Source organism: Luteimonas sp. RIT-PG2_3, assembly GCF_054902115.1.
In genome coordinates this window covers 206374-227735 of record NZ_JBUBPF010000003.1, presented here as the reverse complement: position 1 = coordinate 227735, position 21362 = coordinate 206374, and the positions used below count along the sequence as shown (strand labels likewise).

Below are 21362 nucleotides of genomic sequence, written 5' to 3'. Positions count from 1 at the left end.
GCGGGCTCCCGATGGGATTCTCAGGGCAGGAGCCTGCAAGGGTGGCACGGCAGGCGTGCCCGGCGCCATCGCGTACGACGCTGCCGGGCCACGGCCGCTGCGGCCCGTGCGGGTCGCAACGGGCCGCGCCAGGCAGGTCTCGCCCGCCGGGGCGAGGCCTCAGCGGGTGGTATAGCCGCCATTGGCGAAGATGGTCTGCCCGGTGATCCACCAGCCTTCGGTGACCAGGAAGCGGACGATCGGCGCGATGTCCTCGATGTCGGTCAGGCCCTTGCGCGACCAGCCGCTGAGCGCGGCCGCCGATGCGTGGTAGGCCGCCGATTCCTTCGACTCCTGGCCGTAGAAGAACGGCGTATCCATGGGCCCGGGGCCGATGGCGTTGACCGAAATGCCGCGTGCGCCGAACTCCTTGGACGCCGCGCGTGTGTAGTGCTCGACCGGTGCCTTGCTGCCGGGATAGATCGCATACGAGTCGGTATAGGCCGCGAGCAGGGAGCTGACGATGGTGACCAGGCTGCCGCCGTCGGACAGCGTGCGACCGGCCTGCTGGATGAAGAAGAAGGCGGCCTTGGCATTGGCGGCGAAACTGCGGTCGTAGTCCTGCTCGGTGACATCGGCGATCGGCTTCTTGATGACCACGCCGGCGGTGTTGACGGCCACATCGACCTGGCCGAAGTGCGAGCGGGCGCGATCGAAGAGCTGGATGTTGTTGTCCACGACCGACAGGTCGCCCTGCACCGCGATGGCGTCGGCGCCCAGTCGCTTGAGGCTGGCGACGGTGGCCTCGGCCTCGTCGCGCGAGGCATCGCTGTTGTAGTGCACGACGATGCCGCGGGCGCCGGCCTGCACGAACTGGGTGGCGATCAGGGCGCCGAGGTTCTTGCCGCCGCCGGCGATGACGGCGACCTTGTCCTGGAGGGTACGGGCAGACATGGGGACACTCCTGCGTTGGGTAGGTCCCGCAGTGTGGAAGGTCGTCGTGGGCGGATAAATGTCGCCAGACTGGAATTACAATCCGGAAATCACGAACAATCGGGATGCCCCCATGGATCGCCTGCAGAAGATGGATGTGTTCATCCGCGTGGCCGAGCTGGGCAGCTTCACGGCCGCCGCCGATCGCCTGCAGTTGCCGCGTTCAACGGTGTCGGAGGCGATCCAGGCGCTGGAAAAGCACCTGCAGACGCGCCTGATCCACCGCAGCACGCGACGCTTGCACCTGACCACCGATGGCGAGTCCTACCTGGACTGGTGCCGGCAACTGCTGGGCGAGATCGAGGACACCGAGGCGCGCTACCGCGGCCCCGCGAAGCAGCCGCGTGGCCGCCTGCGGGTGGACATGCCGACCCGCGTCGCGTCGCGGCTGGTGGCGCCAGCGCTGCCGGGCTTCCTCGCGGCCTGTCCCGAGATCGAGCTGGAACTGATGGCCAGCGATCGCCAGGTCGACCTGGCGGGCGAGGGCGTGGATTGCGCGCTCAGGGTGGGCACGCTGCGGGATTCCGGGCTGGTCGCACGCCCGCTCGGGCAGCTGGCGCAGGGCAATTTCGCCAGCCGGGCCTACCTGGCGACCCACGGCGAGCCGCGCGTCCCCGCGGACCTGGAGGCGCATGTCGCGGTGAACTACATCCTGCCCGGCAGCGGCCGCGTCGACCACTGGGAGTACGTCGAACGCGGACGCTCGCGCGTCGTGGAGCTGCGGAGCCGGGTCAGCGCCAACAATGCCGAGACCTATATCGCCTGCGCGATCGCCGGCCTCGGACTGATCCAGATCCCGCGCTACGACGCGCAGTCGCATGTGGACGCCGGTGAACTGGTCGAGGTGATGCCGGCCTACCGCGCGGCGGATCTGCCGGTGAACCTGCTGTATCCGCACCGCCGGCATCTGTCCGGGCGCGTGCGCGTGTTCGCCGAATGGCTCGAAGGCCGGCTCGCCGGCATCGCGGACGGTGGCGAGCCGGCGTTGTCAGCCGCCGACGACCGATCCCGATGAGCAGTGTGCGCGGTTGCGGCCTTCGCGCTTGGCGCGATACAGCGCGGCGTCGGCGCGCTTGATCAGGTCGACCTCGTGGCCTTCCAGGATCGGGTAGTAGGTCGCGATGCCGATGCTGACGCTGACGGTCGCGGCGGTGTCCGAGCGTGCGTGCGTGATCTTCAGCTGGCGCACATCGGCCAGGATGCTTTCGGCGATGGCCATCGCGGCATTGGCCGAGCTTTCGGGCAGGATCAGGGCGAGCTCGTCGCCGCCGTAACGCGCGGCCAGGTCGCGCGGCCGCCGCGTCCAGCCGAGCAGGATGTTGGCGATGTGGCGCAGGATGTCGTCGCCGGCCTGGTGGCCGTAGGTGTCGTTGAAGGCCTTGAAGTGGTCGACATCCACCAGCAGCAGCGACAGCGGCCGGTTCGAGCGTCGCGCCGCATTGAGCTCGCGTTCCAGGGTCGCATCGAACATGTGGCGGTTGGCCAGCCGGGTCAGGCCATCGGAACTGGCGAGTCGCTGCGAGCGGCTGAACTGCAGCGTCGCGAACACCAGGTAACCGACCAGCACGACCAGGATCGTCGGCGCGGGGGCGAACCAGAGCTGGCCGGAGCGCAACAGCACCACGCAGGCCAGCAGCGTCGCCAGTCCCGTCAGCAGGGCCACGACCCAGCCGCGGCGCACGCGCGCGCGTTCGCGATACAGCACCAGCGGCAGCAGCAACAGGCCGACGCCGAGCAGCAGTTGCTGTAGCGGCGGCAGCGGCGTGATCGCGGCGTCGTGCTGTAGCACGTTCAGCAGGTTGGCGTGGTACTCCACGCCGGAGATGCGCACGCCGGTACCGGCCCCGGGCGCCAGCACGTCGCGGGAGATGCCGCTGGCGGTCGCGCCGACCAGCAGCCAGCGGTCGCGCAGCAGCTCGGGCGCGATCTCGCCGCGCAGCGCGTCGATGTACGACACGCGCTGGAACCGCTGCGTGGACGCGTACGGCACCATGATCTGGTGGTCGCGGTTCCACAGATACGGCGATGGCGATTGCGCATCCAGGTGGCCGCGCAGGCCCGGCAACCTGCCCTGGGGGCGGGTGTCGGCATGCAGGTTGCTCAAAGCGAGCGCCAGCGATGGCCAATGCGCCGAACCCAGTCCCGCATACAGGTAGGCCGCGCGCGCGATGCCGTCGCTGTCGGTATCCACTTCGGCATGGCCGAGCGCGGCGGCGGCATCGATCAGCGGCGCCATCGGCAGCACTTCGATCAGGGTGCCGTCGGGCTGCGACGGCTCGGCCATGACCGGCAGCACGACCTTGCCGTTGCGCTGGATCGCCAGCGCCAGTGCATCGTCGCCGGCCGGATCCTCGCGGTTGGGCTCGGCGAACATCACGTCGAAGGCGATGCCGCGCACGTTGGCAGGTTCCAGACTGTCGATCAGCGCGGCGTGCACGCCGCGCGACCACGGCCAGCGCCCCAGCGCGGACAGGCTTTTGTCGTCGACCACGACCAGCACGATGTGCTCGTCCGCGCGATGGTCCAGCGTCGACAGCAACTGGTCGTAGGCCCACATGTCGAGCCGCCAGGTCGCGGCGGTCAGGGTCAGCGCGACCACGCCGGCACCGGCGACGGCCCCCACAAGGGCCCGCGTCAGCAGCCTGCGCATCGACCATGTCTGCATCGTCAGAGCACGGTCAGGACCAGCACGGCACCGACGCCGAGCAGGATGCGGCACGCCCCGCAGCCCACCCTCAACGTCTGTACCGGACCGGCCGCCTGCGCGTAACCATCGCTTTCGACCACGCTGACGCGCATGTGCCAGGTGCCGGACTTGATGTCGGGCAGGTGGATGCGGTTGTCGTCGAGCAGGCGGTCCTCGCTGAGCACGCTGAAGTCGGCTTTGCGCGACAGCTCGAAGCGATAGCGCTGGTCGTCGTCGCCGGCACGCCAGCTCACGTCCAGGCCCTTGGCGGCAGTGTTGGCGCTGACGTCGGGACCGGCATCGGCCGCGTGGACCTCGAAGCCGATGCTGTCGCTGAAGGGACCGTGCTTGCCGGCGGCGTCGACCGAACCGATCCGCCAGTAATACGGTCCGGGTGCGAGGTCGACCGCCGGGCGCAGGTCCGGGCCCTTGAGGTCGTCGCGCTCGAACACAGGTGCGGCGAAGTCGGCCGTGGTCGCGATCTGTACCCGGTAGCGTGCGGCGCCTTCCGACAGCGTCCAGCGCAGGCGCGGGCGTGGACCGGCGACCTTGGCGTCGATGGCGGGACTGATGGTGAACGGCGGTCCGGGTTGCGCGGCGATCAGCACGGGATGCACCGCATCCAGGCCCTCAAGCCCCTGCGCGTCGATCGCACGCACGCGGACGAAGGCCTGGCCTTCGGCGCGCAGGTCCAACTGCGCGCGCGGCTCATCGCTGCGCACATCCTGCAGCAGGGTGCGGAAGTCCTCGTGGCTGCTGGCCTGCAGGCGATAGGCGGCTGCGCCGGGGACCGGCGTCCAGGACAGCGATTCGGGCATGCGCACGATGTCGCCGGGCAGGCCACGCAGGTCGGGAGCCGGCAGCAGCGCGACCGGCGTCACCGGCTGCTGGCGGGCATCGTTGTAGGTGCCGCGACCGGCCGCGACGACGACCCGGCGACCGCCGCCGCTGACGTCGACGTTGCCGTTGTAGACCTCGGAGTGGCTGCGGGTGCCGTCGCTGGCCACGCGGAAACCGGTGCCGCGCACGCTGGTCATCAGCCCGGGCGATTCGACGATGAACCGCGAACCCGGGCCACGGTTGGGCTTGACGTCGTAGCTGGTACGGCCGCGCGGCAGGCGCAGCCGGGTATCGACCATGCCGGTGCTGCCGTAGGCGCTGAGACGGTCGAGCTGCAGCTCGCTGTCGCCCATCAGCTGCAGGCGCGAGCCATCGGCGAACTCCAGCGTCAGGCTGGCATCGGCGGCGGTGCGCAGGGTCGTGCCGGCGTCCAGGGACTGGTCGACGCTGATCGGGAAGGGGGTGGCCGAACCGGGCCGGGTGGCCTGGATGTTGCCGGCGAATGCGACGACGCGGGCCTTGGCGGGTTGCTGGTGCAGCCACGCCAGCGGGAAGCGCATCACCGAGCCGGGCACCAGGCGATAGGGGTCCTCGACCTGGTTCAGCGCCTGCAGGCGCTCCCAGGGCACGTCGGGCTTGAGGTGCCTGCGCGCCAGCTCCCAGACGTTGTCGCCGGGCCGCACGCGGTAGCGCCATTCCTGCGCCGACACGTCCGCCGCGGCCAGCAGGGCGAGCAGCGCGAGCACGATTGCCAGGGCTCGGACCAGGACCGGGTTCAGCAGGGAGGCGTTCAACAGGCCGGTCCTGGCGTCAGGACGTTGCAGCAACGCCGAAAATCCCGGCATGGTGTTGGCAATCGCATTCAAGGCGCAGGTCCATCTCCCCAGGATGAGGACGGCATTGTAGGCGATGACATCGGGTGGACTGGTGAACCGGCCGGCAATTGCATACAATTGGCATGTTCTGCAAAACGGCTGCCTTCCGCGCCGGACCCGAGGTCCGTGGCGGATACGATCCTGGTACGCCCGCCGCGCATCTCCCGAAAGGGCCGCCCGGCTTCTTATCCCGCACGTCTTTCGTCGCGCAGACACGGCCCGGAGCATCCGGTCGCCGTCAAATCATTGCCCGCAACGCGGTTCTGGATAGTTCCGGGCAAGCCAGTCCAAGGCCATCGACGCCGGTCCTCCGCATTGCAGCGGGGTGCCCTCGCTCGCCAACGGGCTGAACGGAGTCAACATCCATGAGTTTTGAAAGCCTGGGCCTGTCGCCCGCATTGCTGCGCGCGCTGTCCGAGTCCAACTACACCACCCCGACGCCGATCCAGGCCGAGGCCATTCCGCTGGTCCTGGCCGGCCATGACCTGCTGGGCGGCGCCCAGACCGGTACCGGCAAGACCGCCGCCTTCGGCCTGCCGCTGCTGCAGCACCTGTCCAAAACCACGCCGCCGAAGGGTCCGCGCAAGCCGCGCGCCCTGGTGCTGGTGCCCACGCGCGAGCTCGCGGTGCAGGTCGCCGACAGCATCAAGGCCTACGGCCGCCACCTGCGCCTGAACGTCACCACCATCTATGGCGGTGCCGGCATGCAGCCGCAGATCGAGAATTTGCGTCGCGGCGTCGACATCCTGGTCGCCTGCCCGGGTCGCCTGCTCGACCATATGGAATCGGGCCACGCCAAGCTCGATGCCGTCGAGGTGCTGATCCTCGACGAAGCCGACCGCATGCTCGACATGGGTTTCCTGCCGTCGATGAAGCGCATCCTCGGCCGCGTGCCGAAGGACCGCCAGACGCTGCTGTTCTCGGCGACGTTCGAAGCGCGCATCAAGGCGCTGGCGCTGGAGTTCATGCGTAATCCGCAGCAGATCCAGGTCGCGGCCAACAACACCATCGCCGAGACCATCGTGCACCGCGTGCATCCGGTCGACGCGCAGCGCAAGCGCGACCTGCTGGTCGACATCCTGGCGCGTCGCCATACCGACCAGGTGCTGATCTTCGGCAAGACCAAGCATGGCTGCAACCGCCTGGCCGAGCAGCTCGACAAGGCCGGCCTGAAGACGGTCGCGATCCACGGCAACAAGAGCCAGGCGCAGCGCCAGAAGGCGCTGGACCAGTTCAAGTCGGGCCGTGCGCGCATCCTGGTCGCGACCGATGTCGCCGCCCGTGGACTGGACATCCCGAACCTGCCGCTGGTCATCAACCATGACCTGCCGATGGTCGCCGAGGATTACGTGCACCGCATCGGCCGCACCGGCCGCAACGGCGCGTCGGGCGAAGCCCTGTCGCTGGTCTCGCCGGAAGAGGGCGGCCTGCTCAAGCAGATCCAGCGCATGCTGAAGGCGGACATCCTGATGGAGAACGTGCCCGGCTACGAGCCGAGCCGTCCGATCCGTCTGGACACCCCGATCCCGAAGAACGGTGGCGGCGGACAGCAGCAGCGCAAGCCGTCGATGGGTGCGCGTCCGGGCCTGCGTCCGGGCGAGCAGAAGCCGGCCGGCCATCGCGCCCCGCGCAAGCCGGGCAGCCGTGGTGGGCATGGCAAGCCGGCCGACCGCAGTGCGCACGCGCATGCCGGTCCCAAGCAGCACCGCCCCAGCACGGCCCGTCCGCAGGGCAACCGCAGCGACAGCCGCGCCTGATCCCGGTGGTGTGAGCGTCAAGACAATGCCGCCCCAGGGCGGCATTGTCGTTTTCGGGCTCAGGCGTCCTCGGACTGCCAGGCCAATCTATCTGCCCACCTGCCAGCAGCCCGCTGGACCTGCCAAACAGAATCGCGCCTCGCCACACCACATTGCATCGCGGTGTCCCGGCGCTGCGTCGGCAGGCCGGGACGTCTCTGCACGCGCCGCGGGCTCAGCCCTTCTGCGCCGCGATCCAGCGGTCGATCTTGGCTTCCAGCACGCCCAGCGGCACCGCGCCATCCTTGAGCACTTCGGCATGGAACTGGCGGATGTCGAACTTGTCGCCCAGGGCCTGCTCGGCACGCGCACGCAGCGCTTTGATCTTCAGCTCGCCGGTCTTGTACGCCAATGCCTGCCCCGGCCATGCGATGTAACGCTCGGCCTCGGCGATCGCGTCGGGCTCGCTGACCGATGAGTTCTCGAACATGTAGTCCAGCACCTGCTGGCGGGTCCAGCCCTTGCTATGCAGGCCGGTGTCGACCACCAGGCGCACGGCGCGCCACAGCTCGCCCTGCAGGCGGCCGAAGTAGCTGTAGGGATCGGTATAGACGCCCAGGTCCTTGCCCAGGCCTTCGGCATACAGGCCCCAGCCTTCGACGAAGGCGGTCTCGCCACCGAAGCGGCGGAACGCGGGCACGTCGGTCAGCTCCTGCTGCAGCGCAAGCTGGAAATGGTGGCCGGGGATGGCTTCGTGCAGGAACAGGTCCTCGGCATCCCAGGTCTTGCGCGTCGGCAGGTCGTAGGTGTTGACGTAGAAGATGCCCGGGCGCGTGCCGTCCTCGCTGGGCGACATGTATTCGCCGCCGGCCGCCGACTGCGCGCGGAATGCTTCGATCGGGCGGATCTCGAAGCCGGCCTTGGGCGTCAGCGAGAACAGCGTCGGCACCTTGGCCTCGACCTTGGCTTCCAGCGCACGGTAATGCTCAAGCAGCGCTTGCTCGGACTTGAATTCGAACTGCTTGTCGGACTGCATGAACTTGAAGAAATCCTGCAGCGATCCCTCGAACTTCACCTCGGCCATGACCTTGCGGATCTCGCCATGGATGCGCGCGACTTCGTCGAGGCCGATCTGGTGGATCTCGGCCGGCGTCTGTGTGGTGGTGGTCTGTTGCTGTGCGTTGAACGCATACCAGGCCTGACCGTTGGGCAGCGCATCGAGACCGACGCTGTCGCGGGTCTTGGGCAGGTATTCGTCGGCGATGAACGCGCGTTGGCGGCGCAGTGCCGGCATCAGCTGTTCGATGACCAGGGCGCGGAACTCGGACGTCAGGCGCTGCTTGTCGGCGTCGCTGAAGTCCTGCGGGAAGGCCTTGACCGGTCCCCAGAACTGGCTGTCCTCGGGTTTATCGGTGATCACCGCGTCCAGCTGCGGCAGCACCTTTTCCATGACCACGCGCGGCTGCACCACGCCGGCGGCGATGCCTTCGCGCATGTTGGCGATCTCGGTGTCGAGCAGCACCGGAAAGCGTGCCGCGCGGGCGAGCCAGTTGTCGTAGTCCTTGACGGTCTTGAACGGCTGCGCGACCGATCCCGATCCGAGCATCACCGCATAGCTGGCGACGCTGCCCATCTGGTTGACTGGCAGCATCCAGCCCGGGAATTTCTCTGCGTCCAGCGATTGTTTGGCGCTGCGCACGAAGATCTCGTAGCTCAGCAGGTCCTGGCCGGCGAGGCCTTCGCTGCCGATGCCTTCGATACGCTTGAGCCAGCGCTCGGTGAAGTCGTGCATCTGCTTGCGGTAGTCGGCCGAGCCGAAATCAGGCAACTGGTCGTTGTAGCGGTTGTCGCCCTGGAAGGTCGCCTGCACCGGGTTCAACTTCAGCGTTTCTTCCCAGAACTCGGCATAGGCCTTGGTCAGCTCGGCGGCGCGCGCGGTCGCGTCCTGCGCGCTGGCGGCAGGTGCGGCGGCCGGGTCGGCAGCGGTCGGGGCGGGGCGGTCGCAGGCCGACAATGCGGCAGTGACGGCAAGGGCAAGCAGCAGCGGACGCAGCATCGGCAGGATTCCAGCGGAAGGTGCGCCGATCATTCCAGTTTCCGGGCCGCGGCGCATGGGCCGCTGGTCAGGGGGGCTGGCGGGTGGCGGTTCCGATGGACGGGCGGGCAGGCGGGCGGACTGGCAGGTAAGCGCCCGGGCGGCGGGGCCGCTCAGCCTTCGGCGGCCTGGCGCCGCAGCTCCTCGGCGCGGGCATCGCCGAGGTAGCGGCGGATGCCGTGGCGCACCAGGTAGATCAACGGGATCAATGCGATTGCGGCCAGCATCTTGTAGGCGTAGTTGACGCTGCTGACGGCCAGGAACAGCGAGGTCGGCCATTGCTGCGGCCCGAGCACGAACGCGATCCAGATCACCACGAAGCTGTCGATCAGCTGCGACACCGCGGTCGAGCCGGTGGCGCGCATCCAGACCCAGCGTTCGCCGGTCGCCTGGCGGATCTTGTGGAAGACCTGGACGTCGATCAGCTGGCCGATCAGGAACGCCACGACCGATCCGGCGATCGTCCACAGCCCCTGGCCGAAGATCGCGGCGAACGCGGCCTGGTAGTCGGGCACGCCCTGTGCCTGCGCGGCGGTGACCCACCAACTGGCCGGGGCCAGCGCGATCGCGGCGAATGCGAACACGAAGCCGTACAGGATCAGGCCGACCGCGATCCACGAGATCATGCGCACGCCGCGCCTGCCGAAGAACTCGTTGATGACGTCGGTGAACACGAACACGATCGGCCACAGCAGGGTGCCGGCGGTGAAACTCAGCGAGCCGGCCTGTCCGAACAGGCGCCACTCGAACGGGGCGACGCCCAGCGTGTCCTCGAGCGCGAAGATCTTGACGCCGATGAACTCGGCCAGCACGGCGTTGGCGCAGAAGAACGCCGCCAGCCCGATGAACAGGCGCGTGGCGCGATCGTCGAGCAGCCTTGCGGTCATGCCTGCGCGGGATCGACTGTGGCGGTGTTCTTGCCGGGAGGATCGAACGGGATCGTGTCCGGTGCGACGGCGCCGCCGGAGATGATGAAGCTCATCGCCTGGTCGACGGTCCAGTCGGTCGGGGTGATTTTTTCGACCGGCACGATCTCGAGGTAACCCGAGGTCGGATTGGGCGTGGTCGGCACATATACCGCCGCGAGTTCGCGTCCGGTGCCCTGTTCGCGGATGACCCGGGTCACGAAGCCGACCGATTTCATCTCGCTGTGCGGGAAGTCGATCAGCACCACGCGCTGGGTGCCGTCTGGCTTGGTCTGCAGGATGTCGAGCAGTTTGCGCGCGCTGGAATAGATGATGTTGGCCAGCGGGATCTTCTGCACCAGCGCGTCCAGCCAGCCGAGGATGCGCTGGCCGATGACGCGCCGCGTGAGCCAGCCGACGCCGAGGATCAGGCCCACGGTCGCGGCCAGCGCGATGGTGTTCTGCACCGAGGCGGCGTGGACCCAGCCCATCGCGCTCGGGAACGACGCGGCGATCTGCTCCGACAGCGGCCCGACCCAGGGCTTGCTGATGTCCGACAGCAGCACGAACACGAACTTGACGACGACCCAGGTCAGCCAGATCGGCAACAGCGTCAGCAGGCCGGTCAGGAACAGCCGCTGCACGCGGCGCGCGGGGGAAGAGGGTGTGGACATCGCGCGGGGGCCTGTCGTCTGTTCGTCTGTCAGGTGGGCATCCGCGCAGCGCCTGCGCGGCTCTGCCGCCGAGCGCGCAAGTGTATGTCAACCAGCCTATGTCGGCACTCAGCGTTCGATCGCGAGGCGGAAACCGACGTCGTCGTAACCGCGGTCGGAGGCCAGCGCGCGCGATGCATCCGCTGTGCGCCAGCTTGCGCCAGTGACCAGGCGGCGCGCGCAGTCCTTGCCGCAGTCCGCGCGCCATTCGGCGGTGGGCTTGGCCGCGCTGGCGCTGGGCAGCGCGCGTGCTTCCTCGGCGGTCAGCAGGCGGTAACGCTGGCCGTCGCGCTGGCCGGCCCAGGCGGCATAGGCCTTGGCGTCCTGCCAGGACACGCAGACCACCGGATCCGTCCCGGCCTGCGCGAATCCGGGCGTGGTCCAGTCGCGCGGCGACAGCACCCGCAACAGCGAGCCGCGCTCGCGACACAGGCCCGGTTCGCGCTGGCTGGCCTCCGCGAAGCGTGCGTAGTCGATGCGGTTGACCGGCGCGGCGAAGACCTGCACCTGGCGTCCGGCGACGTCCAGCGACAACAGCGCGATGTTGCTGCCGGCGGCTGCGCGCGGCCTTGCATTCGCGCGCGACAGCAGGGCGTCGATGCGCGCCTGCGCCAGGCCGACGATGCGCGCGCTTTCGATGCTGCGCACGGCAACGGCAGGATCGCGGCTGCGACCGATGCGCGCGGCGATGGCCTTGTCGACCTCACTGCGCAGCGTCTCCAGTGCGGGATCCGCGGGCTCGACGCCAAGCGTCCTGGCCGCACGCATCGCCTGTGCCAGCAGGGCCTGGGCCTGGGCATCCTCGTTGGCGGCGATCGCGCGGGTCGCGCTGTTGCCCAGTGCGTGCAACAGGCGCTGGGTGGCGGCCGGCAATTGCAGGTGCGCGGGATCGGCCTGCCAGGCCGAGATCAGGCTGTCGGCGGCGTTGCGGCTGTCGGCCACGCTGATCACGCCATTGGCCAGCCGGCGGTCCATTGTCGCCAGCCAGCTGCCGGCGATCGATTCGGGCGCGGCGCGATGCAGGGCGCGGGTCGCATCGATGACGTTGCCGGGCAGGGTGTCGGCGTCCGGGCTCACGTTGTCGGTCGACGCCGCTGCTTCTTCGGCGACGTTCCCGTCGGAGGGAGTGTCGATGGAGGCCTCGGCGGATGCATCGGACGGCACGGCGGTGCCCTGGCTGTCCGGGGTCCGGAAGTCCTCGCCGAGCGACCAGCCACGATCGCGCTGCAGGGCGACGCCGATGACGCCCGCGGCCAGCAGGCCGACCGGAATCAGCGCCACGCGCGGCACCGGGCGCACCAGCGATTGCGCGTACTTGCGCAGGCGCGTCGACCACGGTTCCTGCCTGCCATCGAGCCAACGCACCTGGTCCAGCGCTTCGAGCATCTGGCGGGCATCGTGGAAACGCTTGCGCGGCGACTTCGCCATCGCGCGGTCGACGAAGCGCTGCCAGTGGCGCAAGCGCGCCGGCAGCCTCGGGATCGGGTTCTGGGTGTGCTGGATCGCCATCGCCAACGCATCGTCGGCCTTGTACGGCAGTTCGCCGGTCAGCATTTCCCAGGTCAGCACGCCGACGCTGTAGAGGTCGGCGCGCTGGTCGACCTGCTGTCCGCGCGCCTGTTCGGGTGCCATGTAGGCGGTGCTGCCCACGGCCAGCCCGGTCATGGTGACGCGGGTGCCGTGGCCACGGCGCAGCGCGATGCCGAAGTCGGCCAGCAACGGACGGTCGGCTTCGTCGAACAGCACGTTCTCGGCCTTGACGTCGCGATGGACCACGCCGCGCGCATGCGCGAACGACAGCGCCGACAGTAACGCCTGCAGGGTGTCGCGGACGCGGTCGTGCGATTGCGTGAAGTCGCGCTGGCCCAGGTGTCCGCCCGACAGGTGCGGCATCGCGTACCAGGGTTGGCCCTGCGTGGTGCGACCGACCTCATGGATGCCGACGATGTGCGGATGCTCGAGGCGGGCGATCGTGCGCGCCTCGTTCTCGAAGCGGCGACGGCTGACTTCGTCGGCCAGCGCTTCCGACAGCATCACCTTGATCGCGACTTCGCGCGACAGCGACAACTGGGTGCCCAGGTAGACCGTCGACATGCCACCCTTGCCGATCACGCGCGACAGCCGATAACCGGGAATTTCCGGAAACGGCGGCGGGTCGGTCTGGTAGGTGCCGGTCGGCATGTGGATCCCCTGTCAACGGCACGCAGGATATCGCGCGTTGACGCTCAGCGATGAACCCAGGCCCTGCATGATCGCGCCGGTCGGACGGATGGACGCGGGCGGGCAGGCAGTGATGGCGACGTGGCCGCTCCAGGGCGGCATCGTTTCGACACGGACGCGATGGTCCTGGTTCCCGCAAGATGGGCCGCCCGTAGCCTGTTCGTGCGCTTTCCAACGGCAGGGCCCGCGCTCGGTCAGTTGCGGTCGCAAGGTCCGGCAGGGCAAGCCGGGGGGCATCCAGCGGGCGCCGCGCCCGGCGCGGCTGTCTGATGCCTGCTCCGCCTATGCCTGGCCCGGCGCTGGCTGCGGGGGGCGGTCGCGCTTGCGACGCACGTACAACTGCTTGCGCAGGCGCGCCACGACATCGCCCTGGTCATCGACGATCTCGGTGTCGAACCAGCGCAACACCTTGCTGCCGTCGGCGGCGGCCGCGCGGATCTCGTCCAGCGGAGCGTCCTGCAGGTGGAAACGCGCGATGACGGTGCCGCGACCGGGTTTGACGAAGGCGATCTCGGCGGCCTGGTCCCAGACGATGTAGTCGCGGCCCAGCGCTTCCTTGACCATGATCATCCAGAACGGATCGGTCATCGCGAACAGGCTGCCGCCGAAATGCGTGCCGACGTAGTTGCGGTTCCAGGGCCGCATCCGCAACGCGACCTCGGCATGCCGCCAGTCCTGGCTCAGCCGGGACACGTGGATGCCGGAGAACAGGAACGGCGGCCATACGTTGAAGATCCAGCGCAGGGTCGAGGCTTTCATCGTAGGTCGGTTGGGCGTCGGTCGGGAGGCCTGAAGCCTAACATACGCATCAGTATGTTTTGATCGTGATGCAGGCGCCGACGAGGCGGCTGGCATCATGGCGCGCCCGTCCTGGTCCCTGCGATCGCGATGCGGCTCCCTTCCCCTGACACCCCGAGGCCTTGATGTCCGTCGCCATCGTATTGCTGCGCAACGACCTGCGCCTGGCTGACCAGCCCGCCCTGCAGGCTGCGCTGCGGCTCGGCCATGCGCCCCTGCTGGCTTACGTGCATGCCCCTGATGAGGAAGGCGACTGGGCGCCGGGTGCCGCCTCCGATGCTTGGCGCCATCGCTCGTTGCAGGCCATGGAGGCGCGCCTGCGTGGCGTCGGCGCGCGCCTGCATCTGTTCCGCGGACCGACGCTGGCGACAGTGCAGGCGATCGTGGAGGCCAGCGGCGCCGAGGCGGTGTTCTGGAGCCGCCGCTACGAGCCGGCGATCGAAGCCCGCGACACCCGGCTCAAGCGCGAACTGCGTGCGCAGGGACTGCATGTCGAAAGCCACAACGCCAGCCTGATGTTCGAGCCCTGGCAGGTGCAGACCAAGCAGGGCGATCCGTACCGGGTATTCACTCCGTTCTGGCGCACGGCGCTGTCGCAGTGGCGACTGCCCGATGCCATGCCGGCGCCGGAGCGGTTGCCGTTGCATGCCGCACTGCCTGGCGAAGTCGCGCTGGACGCACTTGGCCTGCAACCGTCGCTGGGCTGGGACAAGGGCTTCTGGGAGGACTGGACGCCGGGCGAGCTGGGGGCCGAAGAAGCGCTGCGGCGATTCATCGACGAGCGGCTGCATGACTACGCCAAGGCGCGTGACGTGCCGTCGGTGGCGGGAACGTCGCGGATGTCGCCGCACCTGCATTTTGGCGAGATCTCGCCACGCCAGATCGCGCGCGCGCTGTTGCAGACGCAGGACGGCAGCGGTCGCGAAGCCAGCCTGCGCGAGCTGGGTTGGCGCGAGTTCGCGCACCACGTGCTGCATCATTTCCCGCAGACCACGGATGCCAACTTCAATCCGCGCTTCGACGATTTTCCGTGGGCCAGGCCTGCGCGCGCCGATCTCGAGGCCTGGCGTCACGGCCGCACCGGCGTGCCGATCATCGATGCCGGCATGCGCGAACTCTGGCAGACCGGGTGGATGCACAACCGCGTGCGCATGATCGTCGCCAGTTTCCTGACCAAGCACCTGCGCGCGCACTGGCGCGAAGGCGCGCGCTGGTTCTGGGACACGCTGGTCGACGCCGACCTGGCCAACAACAGCCTGGGTTGGCAATGGGCCGCAGGCACCGGCGTGGATGCGGCGCCCTATGTGCGGGTGTTCAATCCGGTGCTGCAGGCCAGCCGCTTCGATCCGAAGGGCGAGTACATCGCGCGCTGGGTGCCGGAACTGGCCGGCCTGCCGGCACCGCTACGGCATGCGCCGTGGGAGCAGCCAGCCCTGGCGCGTGCCGCCGGCTATCCGTCGACGCCGATCGTCGACCTCGCGGAAGGCCGCAAGGCGGCGCTTGCGGCCTTCGAAACAATCCGCGTGCGCACACCGGACTGACTCAGGCAGGAGTGGCCACGCCGGGCCGGTTGTGCATGACCAGCGGGCACGGGCGGGCCTGTCGCCGCGCCCGTGCGTCGTTGTGTCAGAACAGCAGCGACGACATCTTGCGGCGATAGCGTCCGACCAGTTCGGCGTCGTCGAGGATGCGGAAGGCATCGATTAGCGCACGCTTGCCGAGCGCGTCGCCGAACTCGCGATCCCGGCGCAGGATGTCCAGGAAGGCGTCGAGGCCGGCCTCCGATTCGCCGCCCAGCAGCAGGTGCGTGCCCAGCAGGTGGCGTGCGGCATGGTCGTCCGGGTTGGCGTCCAGCGTTGCGCGCAGCGCCGCCGCCGAGGGTGCGCCCTCCAGCGCGGCGGCAAAGCCCAGCCGCGCGCGCGCGTTGACCGCGCGGTCGTCGGTGGACAGGTTGGCCGGCAGGCCATCGAGCAGGGTCCGGGCCTCGTTGGCTTCGCCGGTGCGCAGCAGTGCCAGCGCCAGGTCGAGCTGGTGCTCGGGCTTGTCGGCCTCATCGGCGACCAGCGTGCGCAGGCGCGCGACATCGGCCGCGGGATCGATCGGCGCGCTGTCGACGACATCGGCGTCGGCGTCCTGCGGCTGGCCCGGCTCGATGCCGTGGTGCTTCAGGAACTCACGGACCTGGCCTTCCGGCAGTGCGCCCTGGAAGCCATCAACGATCTGTCCGCCGCGGACCAGGAACACGGTCGGGATCGAGCGGATCTGGAACGCGCCGGCGATCTGCGGCTCGGCCTCGGTGTCGACCTTGGCCAGCAGGAAGCTGCCGTGGAAGTCGCCGGCGATCTTCTCGAGGATCGGGCCCAGCGCCTTGCAGGGGCCGCACCATTCGGCCCAGAAATCGACCAGGACCGGGGTGTCCATGGACTTCTGCAGGACGTCGGCCTCGAAGGTCGCGGTGGTGGCGTCGAAGACGTGCGATGTGGCGGGGTCGGGGGACATGGAGGCTTCCTGTTGGACTGCGGTCAGGATGGCGGCGCCCGGCGATGAATCCAAGTCCATGTAAAAAACAGTTGACATCCAACAATCAATAAGTAAGGTTGTTTTTACATATAGTCTGGTCGAGGTGACATCATGCGGTGGTCGGGACGTTGGATTGGCGCAGTGCTGGCAGCCGGGCTCTTGCTGTGGGCGCTGCTGGCCTGGAGTGATCCGCTGTTTGGTGTGGACCTGGGCTACCTGGGGATCATGGTGCTGGTCGCGGTGGCCGCGCTGGCGCTGCACGCGGCATCGCGCCTGCCGGCGCCGCAGGTCGAACACGCGATCTCACCGGGTGAGTGGCGGGCCTGGATCGGCGTGGGCTTCATGCTGGTCGCGCTGTTCTACTTCGGCGCCAACCTGCAGCTGATGCGTGCGGTGGACGCGCCACAGGCCGTCCAGTTCAACGGGATCGCACGCAAGCTGATGCTGCTGCTGGTGGCCTGGGCGATCCTGTCGCAGTGGCTGGCGTCGCGCTGGAAGGACAGGGTGCAGGCCGACGAGCGCGATCGCATCATCGAGGGCGAGGCGGCAAGCTGGGGGCAGGGCGCACTGGTGTTCAGCGTCGCCGCGCTGGCGGTGATGTTCGGGTTCTCGCCTGCGCACATGCTGCAATGGGCGTCGCCGCTGATGATCGCGCACCTGCTGGTATTCGCGTTGATGTGGGGCTGGCTGGTGGAGTACGTCGCCTCCGCGGTGATGTACTGGCGGGACCGGCATTGAACGCCGTGTCGTGGAGCGTGGTGGGGTGGAGTGCGGTGTCGTGCATGTGGCCTGCCGTCGGAGTGCCGGGCTGATGGCGAGCACACCGATCGCGAGCACACCGATCGTCAACGAGATCCGCCGCCTGCGTTTCGAGAACGGGCAGATGACGCAACAGGGACTGGCCGATGCCTGCCGGGTCACGCGGCAGACGATCATTGCGCTGGAAGCCGGCAAATACGCGCCGTCTCTGGAACTTGCGTTCCGCATCGCGCGGACATTCAACGTGGGAATCGAAGAGGTGTTCCGATGGCAGGATTGACCTGGCCGCCACTGGCGCGACCACCGGCGGCGCTGGCCTGGGGCGCGGCGCTGGTCTGGGCCGGCGCGCTGCTCGCGTTGGGCGCGCAGTTGGATGGTTACTCGCAATGGCGGCATCCGATCGGATTGCCGGGCGCCGCCGGATTGCCGGGCGCGTGGTTGTTCAACGCGATGGTGTTCGTGTTGCCGGGGCTGTCGATGGCGCTGCTGGCCAATGGCCTGCGCAACCGTCTGCCCGAGAATGCCGGCGTGTGGGCGCGGCAGGGCTGCAATCTTGCGCTGCTGTCGGCGCTGGCCTTCGCGGCACAGGGCCTGGCGCCGCTGGATCTCAATGAACTCGATGCCGGCGCCAGCCGCTGGCATGCGGTGCTGTGGACCTGCTGGTGGATCGCGTTTGCGGCCGCACTGCTGGCGCTGTCGGTGGCCAGGCAAGGCCTGCGCCGGGCAGGCCTCGCGATCGCGGCGGTGTTGCTGCTGGCGGTATTGGGTGCGGATCTGATCGGCGTCGCGCCCGCGCAACGGATCGCGACGCTGGCGTGGTTCGCATGGATGGCGTGGGTGACGCGGATCCTGGTGCGCCTGCCGCGAACGTGAGGCCACGTCCGCGGCAGGTGCGGTTGCCATCAGGGCATGCCGCCCAAGGCATGCCGCTGTCGTTACTGCGCAGTGGCAGTCGTGGCTGCGGCCGTCGATGCCGCTGCCGGCGACTTGTAGACCTTGCCGTCCTTCATCACGAAGTCCACGTTCATCACTGCGTTGATGTCGGTCACCGGGTCGCCGGCCACCGCGATGATGTCGGCGCGCTTGCCGACCTCGATGACGCCCTGGTCGTCGACGCCGAGCACGGTGGCGGCATGCAGCGTGGCCGACTGCAGAGCATAGGCAGCTGGAATGCCGGCTTCGACCATGTAGATGAACTCACGCGCGTTGTCGCCATGCGGCCCGACGCCCTGGTCGGTGCCGAACGCGATCTTGACGCCGCCCTTGTAGGCGCGTGCCGCGGTCTGCTGGATCTGCGCGCCGATCGCGGCTGCCTTGGGCCGCACGATCTCCGGGAAATAGCCGGGTTGCCTGGCCTTGTCGGCGACGAAGCGGCCGGCGTAGATGGTCGGCACGTACCAGGTGCCGTGCTGCTTCATCAGCCGGATGACCTCGTCGGTCATCTGGGTGCCGTGTTCGATGCTGGTGACGCCGGCCTCGACCGCGCGCTTCATGCCCTCGGTGCCATGCGCATGCGCGGCGACGCGATAGCCGTAGTCGTTGGCGGTCTGCACGATCGCCTTGATCTCGTCGAACGTGAACTGCGGCGCGTCGCCGGACTTGGCGTACGACAGCACGCCGCCGGTCGCGGTGATCTTGATGACGTCGCTGCCTTCCTTGTAGCGCTGGCGCACCGCCTGGCGGGCGTCGTCGATGGAGTTGATGACGCCTTCGGTCGGGCCGGGCGGGCCGATCAGGTGCGACAGCATCGTGTTGAGGCCGTTGCTGGGATCGGCGTGGCCGCCGGTGGTGGCGATGGATTTGCCGGCGGCGAAAATCCGCGGGCCATCGACCAGACCCTGGTTCACCGCGTCGCGCAGGTGCGGGCTGACTTCGCCGCCCAGGTCGCGCACGCTGGTGAAGCCGGCCATCAGGGTCTTGCCGGCGTAGCCGACCGAGCGGAACGCATAGTCGACCGGATCGAGGCGGAAGCCTTCGGAATAGCTCTGCGGACTGGACTGGCTGCCGAGGTGGACGTGCAGGTCGGTCCAGCCGGGCAGGCAGGTGCGGTCGCCGAGTACGATCGATTCGATGTCGCCGGCCAGCTTCGCGCGGCCGGGAATGACGCTGGCGATGCGTCCGTCCTCGACCACGATGGTGTGCTCGCCGAGCATCCGACCGCTGCGTGCATCGAACAGCCGGTCGCAATGCACGGCAGTGCCGGCGGCGGACGCGCTCAACGGCAGGAGCGATGCCAGTGCCGATGCCAGCAGCAGGGAAACGAATGGCGGACGTGAGGATGCGGACATCGGGTGGCTCCGGAGACAGGAGCCGCGATTGAAGCACAGTGGCGGAGCCGCGCGCAGGTCGCGCGCCGCGGGATGCGGATGCGGGAGTCCCGCGGAAGTCGGCGCCATCCGCATGGGCCGCATGGACGGTCGCGCAGACCGCTCGTGTCACGCGCGTCGGACACGCCCCGGGTTCATCCGCCGGACCGCGGTCCGCGCCGGTCCGGCCATCGGTGCGCGCTCAGGGCGTCGGCGCGATCTGGTTGCGGCCGCCGGCCTTTGCGCGGTACAGCCAGGCATCGGCGACTTCCAGCAGCAGTTCCGGGGTCGTGCCGTCGGCGGGGTAGGTCGCGATGCCGATCGAGACCGTGACCGGCCCCAGCGTCTGCCGCAGGTGCACGATGGTGGCCGTCTCCAGCGTCCGCCGGATCGTCTCGGCACGCGCGAACGCGGTCGCGGCGTCGGTCTCCGGCAGCACGACGGTGAACTCCTCGCCGCCGTAACGGCAGCCCATGTCCTCCTGCCGGATCGCTTCGGTCAGCGTCCGCCCGACGAGGGCCAGCACGGCATCGCCGGCGGCATGGCCATGGCTGTCGTTGAACTGCTTGAAATAGTCGACATCGAGCATCAGCACCGACAGCGGCAGCTTGCGGCGTTCGCAGCGATGCAGCTCGCGGGCGAGGTTTTCTTCGAGGTAACGGCGATTGAACAGGCCGGTCAATGGGTCGCGCAGCGACTGCACCTGCAGCTTCTCGCGCAACTGCATGTTGGCCAGCGCCAGCGCGAGTTGCTCGGCGACCGCGGCGATGATGTCGGCATCGGTGTCGTCGGGCGAGCCGCTGGCCGGCGCGCTGACGTGCAGCAGTCCGATCGGGCTGCCCTGGGCCACCAGCGGCAGGCACAGGCACGAGGTCCGCTGCAGGTCGGCGTCGGCATCGATATGGTCGCAGCGCATGCCGACCGAGCCGCCAGGCAGGTAGTGCGTCTGGCCACGGCGCAGCGCCCAGCATTGCCGCGACAGCAGCAGGTCGCCGCTGCTGACGACCTGGTCGCCAAAGCTGGCGACGCTTTCGTGGAAATCCTGCGACGAGCGCAGCACGTAGCACTGACCGCTGGCGTTGGGCACCAGGGCGCGGATCGTGCTGGCGGTCAGCTGCATGATCTCGTTGCGGTTGTCGCAGCTCTGCAGCAGGCTGGAATAGCGGCTGAGCTTGTGGCGCTGCTCGGACAGGTGTTCGCGCTGCGCGTTGGATGCCTGCATGCCGAGGAAGGCATCGCGCGACTCGCGTCCGAGCCTGCCCGAACGCCGCACCTCGCGCGACAGGCTGATGGTCAGCGTCACCAGCAGGAAGCTCGACAACAGCATGCCGAGCACGACGAAGGCGATGACCCAGCGTGCCAGGCGCAGACTGCCGTCCTGCCGCGACTGCAGGCGTTCGCGCTCGCTGTCGCGCATCTGCTGGCTCAGTACATCGATCTCGCGCCAGCGGGCCAGGCTGCTGGTGGGATCCGACGCCTCCTGCGCGGCCGTCCTGCCCAGGGTCTCCTGCATGTCGAACAGGCCCTGTATCTCGGCCAGGCGCAGGTCGGCCAGTGCCTGCAGGCGTTCGGCCTGGCTGCGCAGCGTCGACGCCGCCGGGGTGAAGCCGATCAGCCCCTGCGACGCGCGCTGCACTTCCGGCAGCGACGCCAGGTACTGCTCGCGGTAGCCGGCGTGCCCGGTCAGCCGGTAGGCGCGGGCGTTGGATTCGGTCACGCGGATGCTGTGGTCCAGCACCTCGATCAGATTCAGCACCTGGTAGCTGCGTTCGATCGCAAGATTGCTGTCGCGCAGGGTACTGACGCCGATCACGCTGGCCACGCCGACGCCCAGCAGCAGCACCAGGGTGGCGATGAAGGTCGCGGGCCGGTAGGGCCGCAGGCGGGACGCTGGGGACGCGGGGCTTGGGGGCATCGATTGCGGATTGCCGGGGGAA

The 21362-nt window shown here is 68.8% G+C and carries 17 protein-coding genes; 6 read left to right on the top strand and 11 right to left on the bottom strand.

The window, feature by feature from the left end; translation table 11 throughout:
* Positions 1-159: 159 nt before the first annotated feature.
* Positions 160-933, bottom strand: a complete 774-nt coding sequence (locus ACYX7E_RS05920; RefSeq protein ID WP_462079648.1) for an SDR family oxidoreductase — start codon at positions 931-933, stop codon at positions 160-162.
* A 112-nt stretch (positions 934-1045) separates the two neighbouring features.
* Between ACYX7E_RS05920 and ACYX7E_RS05915 the strand changes: the two genes are divergently transcribed.
* Positions 1046-1987, top strand: coding sequence for a LysR family transcriptional regulator (locus ACYX7E_RS05915; RefSeq protein WP_462079647.1), 942 nt, complete (start codon positions 1046-1048; stop codon positions 1985-1987).
* Here ACYX7E_RS05915 and ACYX7E_RS05910 read toward each other — a convergent pair.
* Both ACYX7E_RS05910 and ACYX7E_RS05905 read right to left on the bottom strand, forming a co-directional pair.
* The gene (locus ACYX7E_RS05910; RefSeq protein ID WP_462079646.1) at positions 1961-3637 is read right to left on the bottom strand and encodes a CHASE2 domain-containing protein; all 1677 of its coding nucleotides are present in this window, start codon (positions 3635-3637) and stop codon (positions 1961-1963) included. The genes ACYX7E_RS05915 and ACYX7E_RS05910 overlap by 27 nt on opposite strands.
* Positions 3638-3639: 2 nt before the next feature.
* Complete coding sequence (locus tag ACYX7E_RS05905; protein ID WP_462079645.1) at positions 3640-5364, bottom strand: FecR domain-containing protein; 1725 nt, start codon at positions 5362-5364, stop codon at positions 3640-3642.
* Positions 5365-5738: 374 nt separating this feature from the next.
* Between ACYX7E_RS05905 and ACYX7E_RS05900 the strand changes: the two genes are divergently transcribed.
* On the top strand, positions 5739-7130 hold the full coding sequence (locus ACYX7E_RS05900) for a DEAD/DEAH box helicase (RefSeq protein WP_462079644.1): 1392 nt from the start codon (positions 5739-5741) through the stop codon (positions 7128-7130).
* Between the two features lie 214 nt (positions 7131-7344).
* On the opposite strand, the gene ACYX7E_RS05895 is transcribed toward ACYX7E_RS05900, so the two are convergent.
* The 5 genes from ACYX7E_RS05895 to ACYX7E_RS05875 all read right to left on the bottom strand — a co-directional run bounded on the left by ACYX7E_RS05895 (position 7345) and on the right by ACYX7E_RS05875 (position 13801).
* Positions 7345-9171, bottom strand: a complete 1827-nt coding sequence (locus ACYX7E_RS05895) for a DUF885 domain-containing protein (RefSeq protein WP_462079865.1) — start codon at positions 9169-9171, stop codon at positions 7345-7347.
* A gap of 146 nt (positions 9172-9317) precedes the next feature.
* Entirely contained in the window at positions 9318-10091 is a 774-nt protein-coding gene (locus tag ACYX7E_RS05890) for a queuosine precursor transporter (RefSeq protein ID WP_462079643.1), read from the bottom strand.
* Positions 10088-10783 (bottom strand): DUF502 domain-containing protein, encoded by a 696-nt coding sequence (locus ACYX7E_RS05885; protein ID WP_462079642.1) that lies wholly within the window; start codon positions 10781-10783, stop codon positions 10088-10090. The genes ACYX7E_RS05890 and ACYX7E_RS05885 overlap by 4 nt, the downstream gene beginning before the upstream one ends.
* A gap of 108 nt (positions 10784-10891) precedes the next feature.
* Complete coding sequence (locus ACYX7E_RS05880; protein ID WP_462079641.1) at positions 10892-13003, bottom strand: protein kinase domain-containing protein; 2112 nt, start codon at positions 13001-13003, stop codon at positions 10892-10894.
* Between the two features lie 321 nt (positions 13004-13324).
* Complete coding sequence (locus ACYX7E_RS05875) at positions 13325-13801, bottom strand: DUF4442 domain-containing protein (protein ID WP_462079640.1); 477 nt, start codon at positions 13799-13801, stop codon at positions 13325-13327.
* 164 nt (positions 13802-13965) lie between these two features.
* On the opposite strand from ACYX7E_RS05875, the gene ACYX7E_RS05870 reads away from it, so the two are divergent.
* A complete protein-coding gene (locus ACYX7E_RS05870) occupies positions 13966-15381 on the top strand; it encodes a cryptochrome/photolyase family protein (RefSeq protein WP_462079639.1) in 1416 nt (471 codons plus the stop codon).
* Positions 15382-15466: 85 nt separating this feature from the next.
* Here ACYX7E_RS05870 and trxA read toward each other — a convergent pair whose 3' ends face one another.
* Positions 15467-16339: a thioredoxin gene (trxA, locus tag ACYX7E_RS05865; protein ID WP_462079638.1), complete on the bottom strand. Its 873-nt coding sequence runs from the start codon at positions 16337-16339 to the stop codon at positions 15467-15469.
* Positions 16340-16501: 162 nt separating this feature from the next.
* Here trxA and ACYX7E_RS05860 point away from each other — a divergent pair, with 162 nt between their 5' ends.
* The 3 genes from ACYX7E_RS05860 (at position 16502) to ACYX7E_RS05850 (ending at position 17992) form a co-directional block, all read left to right on the top strand.
* Positions 16502-17098 (top strand): hypothetical protein, encoded by a 597-nt coding sequence (locus tag ACYX7E_RS05860; RefSeq protein ID WP_462079637.1) that lies wholly within the window; start codon positions 16502-16504, stop codon positions 17096-17098.
* A 73-nt stretch (positions 17099-17171) separates the two neighbouring features.
* Positions 17172-17399 (top strand): helix-turn-helix transcriptional regulator, encoded by a 228-nt coding sequence (locus ACYX7E_RS05855; RefSeq protein ID WP_462079636.1) that lies wholly within the window; start codon positions 17172-17174, stop codon positions 17397-17399.
* Positions 17387-17992, top strand: a complete 606-nt coding sequence (locus ACYX7E_RS05850) for a DUF998 domain-containing protein (protein ID WP_462079635.1) — start codon at positions 17387-17389, stop codon at positions 17990-17992. The genes ACYX7E_RS05855 and ACYX7E_RS05850 overlap by 13 nt, the downstream gene beginning before the upstream one ends.
* Positions 17993-18054: 62 nt before the next feature.
* Here the strand turns inward: ACYX7E_RS05850 and ACYX7E_RS05845 are convergent, their stop codons facing one another.
* Together ACYX7E_RS05845 and ACYX7E_RS05840 are read right to left on the bottom strand one after the other, a co-directional pair.
* The gene (locus ACYX7E_RS05845; RefSeq protein WP_462079634.1) at positions 18055-19407 is read right to left on the bottom strand and encodes a metal-dependent hydrolase family protein; all 1353 of its coding nucleotides are present in this window, start codon (positions 19405-19407) and stop codon (positions 18055-18057) included.
* 220 nt (positions 19408-19627) lie between these two features.
* The gene (locus tag ACYX7E_RS05840) at positions 19628-21340 is read right to left on the bottom strand and encodes a sensor domain-containing diguanylate cyclase (protein ID WP_462079633.1); all 1713 of its coding nucleotides are present in this window, start codon (positions 21338-21340) and stop codon (positions 19628-19630) included.
* Positions 21341-21362: the final 22 nt, after the last annotated feature.